This window comes from Variovorax sp. YR752, from assembly GCF_943372545.1.
On the sequence record NZ_CALRZC010000381.1, the window covers coordinates 1 to 4,463 of the forward strand.

Sequence of the window (4,463 nt, forward strand, 5' to 3'; positions counted from 1 at the left end):
TGAACGGCGCCCTCCCGCTGCCGCTGGGCGCGCTGCTGCCGGCCGCCACCAACATCAAGCTGCCCGCCGGCGTGACCTCGGTGAAGCTGCGCCCGGACGGCGCCGGCAGGCTGTGGGCCGCGGCGGCGATGCTGCCCGAAGGCTCGCAGTCGTGGTCGCTGCGGCTGGTGGCGGGGGCGGACCTGAACGCGGCCGACAACCGCATCGTGCAGGTGCATCCGGCGGCGGGCCGGGGCGACCTGCGGCTGGCGGACAGCCACTACGGCATGTTCGGCAAGCTGTTGCCACCGAAAGGCGGATTCGGTTGGTCTGCGCAAGCGGTCGAGGAACTGTCCTGGAGCGGGATCATCGTCAAGGTAGGCGACCCTGTCGATCCGGCCATCGTGGGCGACGTGGAGTCCTTCTGCAAGGACGTGCCGGACTATTGCGTGTCCAACAGCAAGCCTGAATACGCGATGGTCCCCGGCAGCACACGCTTCAGCGTGGTGCGCACCGGCGCGGCCGATCTCGACCTGCTGGCCGCTGGCAACCTGCGCATGGATTCGCTGTTCGGCGTGTACACCGCCGGCGCCTCGTCGCAGGCCACGCATGCCGGCGACCCCTACAACCTGTCGCGCGCGGTAGGCGTCAACGGCGCGGTGCTCAACGACGCGAACGGCGGCTACGAGAAGTTCGTCGACGGCGGCGCGCAGAACCTGGCACGCGCCTGGTACCCGGCCTCCGGGGGCAACCTGACGCTCCAGGCCGGCGGCGACCTGACCGGCGACATGACGCTGATCGCCGGGGGCACGGGCTCGAGGCGGCCGAATCCCGCCGACAAGGGCTTCAGCAGCGGCGCCATCGGCAACTGGCTGTGGCGCCAGGGCACGGGCGAGAGCCTCGGTGGCGGGCAGGACCAGCCCACGGCGTGGTGGATCAACTTCGGCTCCTATGTCGGCACGCCCGGGGCGGCCGACAAGTTGCTCGGCTTCACCGGCTTCGGCACGCTGGGCGGCGGCGACCTGCGCGTGGACGTGGGCGGCAACGCGGGCCTGCAGGCACGGCGCGGCGCCAGGATCGATTCGTCCACCGACAGCCGGCGCAGCCAGGGCCTGGTGCTGGCGGTGGGCGGCACCGGCCGCGTGCTGGCCGACGGCAGCCTGCGCCTGACGGGCGGCGGCGACGTGCAGGTGCGCGTGGGCGGCGCCTTCAATCCGTTGGACACCCCCTTCGTCCAGGGCGCCGGCGGCGACGTGGACGCCGGGCTGAACGGTGCCATCGTCAACCTCCGGGGCGACGTGCAGCTGCAGGCTGGCAGCCTCGGCAGCCTGCCCCTGGTCTACGGCCTGTACGCCCGGTCGCAGTCGCCCCGCGAGACCCGCGCCTACGACCTGTACACCGCGACCCGCGGCATGGCGCAAGGCGGCATCGTGCTGGCGCCGGGCGATGCGAACTACACGCTCGCCACGCGCGGCGACCTGGTGGTCAAGGGCGTGATCGACCCCACGCGCGTGGACCTCGCCAATGCCACGCCGTTCAGCGCCGACGGCCTGACGGGACAAGGCCAGAGCTGGTTCACCCTGTGGACGCCGCACACCGCCATCGGCCTCTTCGGTACGGGCGGCAACCTGGTGCCGGTGGCGGGCGGCTGGGGCCTGCCCGTCACCGACTCGGCCTTCGTGTACCCGTCGATCCTCAGCGCGGTGGCCGCCAGCGGCAGCTTGTTCTACGGCGATGCGGCGACCTTCCAGAACACCGGCACGGGCACGCCGCTGGTGCTGGCGCCGTCAGCCCGTGGCGCGCTCGAGTTCCTGGCCCGTGACTCGATCTATGCGGGCGGCAACACGGTGAGCCAATCGGGCGCGGCCGGATCGGCGCTGGCGACGCCGCTGCGCCCGGCCTTCCAGGGCACGACCGGCGACGGCACGGTGCTCGGCAACCTGTCGGGCGGTAACCACCTGGACAGCGGCGGCGTGCGTCCGCTGTTCGCCTTCGGCCCCAACACGGTGTCGGGTGAAGCGGTGGGCACGCAGCCGGCGCGCTTCTACGCCGTGCACGGCGACCTGGTCGGCGTGAGCAGCGGGCGCATCCTGCGCTTCGGGCCCGACGACGCGACGCGTGCTGGCCAGACCTGGTACGAAGGCGCGCAGCCGGTGTGGATGCGCGCCGGGCGCGACATCGTCGCGAGCGGCACGCCCGTCGGGCAGACCGAGCCCTCGAGCGGCGTGGCGCAAGCCTACTTCGAGAGCAGCGGCAACCTGTTCGCGCACCAGAAGCCGGGCGACATCTCGGTGGTCTCGGCGGGCCGCGACATCCTGTTCAGCACCTTCAACGTGGCCGGTCCCGGCACGCTGGAGATCACGGCCGGCCGCGACATCCGCATGGAGAACAAGGCCTCGGTGAGCAGCCTCGGCGCGGTGGTGCCGGGCGACAGCCGGCCCGGTGCGGGCATCGCGATGCTGGCGGGCGTGGGCTCAAGCGGGCCCGACTACAGGGGCTTCGCGCAGCGCTACCTCGACCCCGTCAACCTCATGCAAAGCGGCCAGCCGCTGGCCGACCAGGCCGGCAAGGTGGTGAAGAACTACAACGGCACGCTCACGCTGGGCGACTGGCTGCGCGCCGAGCACGGCTACAGCGGCGACGAGAGCGGCGCAGCGGCGTGGATGGCGCAACGCCAGGCCAGCCTCGATGCGGACACCGGCACGCCGCGCCGCGTGCTCGCCAACGACTACCGCCAGGCGAGCCAGCTGTACCTGGTGAACTGGCTCGAAGCCTCACAGGGCTACAGCGGCAAGGGCGGTGCACAGGAGGCGCTCGTCTTCTTCAGCGCGCTGCCGCCCGAGCAGCAGCGCAGCTACCTGCGCGGCGTGTACTTCGCGGAGCTGAAGGAGGGCGGTCGCGAATACAACGACGAGGCCGGCGTGCGCTACGGCAGCTACCTGCGCGGGCGCAACGCCATCGCGTCGCTGTTCCCGGGCACCAGCTACAGGGGCGACATCACGATGTTCGGTTCGGCCGGCGTCAACACGCTGTTCGGCGGCGACATCGCGATGCTCACGCCGGGTGGGCGCCAGGTGTTCGGCATCGAGGGCGCGGCGCCCCAGGCGGTGGGCACGCTGATTCCGGGCGTGATCACGCAGGGCGCGGGCGACATCTCGCTCTACGCACTGGGCAGCATCCTGCTGGGCCAGAGCCGGATCATGACCACCTTCGGCGGCAGCGTGCTGGGCTGGTCGGCCGAGGGCGACATCAACGCGGGCCGCGGCTCGAAGACCACGGTGGTCTACACGCCGCCCAAGCGCGTGTACGACCGCTGGGGCAACGTGGTGCTGTCGTCGGACGTGCCGAGCACGGGCGCGGGCATTGCCACGCTGAACCCGATTCCCGAAGTGCCGGCCGGCGACATCGACCTGATCGCGCCGCTGGGCACCATCGACGCGGGCGAGGCGGGCATTCGCGTGTCGGGCAACGTGAACCTGGCGGCGCTGCAGGTCGTGAACGCCGCCAACGTGGCGGTGCAGGGCAAGAGCACGGGGCTGCCGGTGGTGACGTCGGTGAATGTCGGCGCGCTGACCAACGCCAGCGCCGCGGCCTCGCAGGCCACGGCGGCGGCGCAGGACGTGATGCAGCGCGAACGCGCGGCGGCGCGCCAGAGCCTGCCGTCGGTGTTCTCGGTGCGCGTGCTGGGCTTCGGCAACGAGCCCGCATCAGGCGCATCCGGCGCGCCCGACGCGCCGGAGATGCGGCGCAAGCCGGCGGAGCAGGCGAGCTACGACCCGTCGGGCTTTGTCCAGATGGTCGGGCACGGTGCGCTCACCGACGCGCAGCTGGCGCGGCTGAACGAGCCCGAACGGCGCGGCCTGCCGCGCGGTCGTTGAGCGGCGACGCACCATGTCGCACGCCTGCCTGCTGCCCCGCGGCGATGCCGCGGGGGTCGCCCCTGCGCCGCCGGATGTCCAGCAACTGCTGGTCGCGCACTACGCGCAGCTGCACCGGCGGCTGTCGATGCACCTGGGGTGCGCCGACGCCGCCACCGAAAGCCTGCACGATGCCTGGCTGCGTCTGGCCGACGCCGCCTTCACGGACACCTTGCAGAACCCCGTGGCCTACATCTTCCGCGTGGCGTGCAATGCCGCGATGGACCGCCTGCGCGCCGAGCGCCCCTGGCAGTACGCGGGCGAGGCGGACGACACGCTCGCCCAGGTGGCCGATCACGCGCCAGGGCCCGAACTGATCGCCGAGGCGCGCTCCGACCTGAAGGCGGTCGAACGCGCGATGCAGGGGCTGCCGCACCGCCATCAGGACATCTTCGTGGCCTTGCGGGTGCACGAGCTGACGCGGCACGAGGTGGCGGTGCGCCATGGCTTGTCGCTGCGGCGGGTGGATTCCACGCTGCGCCAGGCGCTGCAACGCCTGCCGGTGGGGCGCGCGTCGGGCATGCATGTCTAACCAAGGCGATGCTTTTGCACTCAATGTTTTCAATT

At 72.0% G+C, this 4,463-nt stretch carries 2 protein-coding genes; both read left to right on the top strand.

Annotation, left to right across the window (positions count from 1 at the left end):
* Nucleotides 1-3,857, top strand: a 3,857-nt coding sequence (locus AAG801_RS40615; protein WP_341893543.1) for a filamentous hemagglutinin family protein, incomplete at its 5' end; no start/stop codon positions are given.
* 13 nt (nt 3,858-3,870) lie between these two features.
* Nucleotides 3,871-4,428, top strand: coding sequence for a sigma-70 family RNA polymerase sigma factor (locus AAG801_RS40620; protein WP_341893544.1), 558 nt, complete (start codon nt 3,871-3,873; stop codon nt 4,426-4,428).
* The last annotated feature ends 35 nt before the right edge of the window (nt 4,429-4,463 follow it).

Coding starts and splice junctions, on each gene's coding strand:
- AAG801_RS40620 (WP_341893544.1), top strand. CDS start 3,871: ATGTCGCACGCCTGCCTGCTGCCCCGCGGCGATGCCGCGGGGGTCGCC.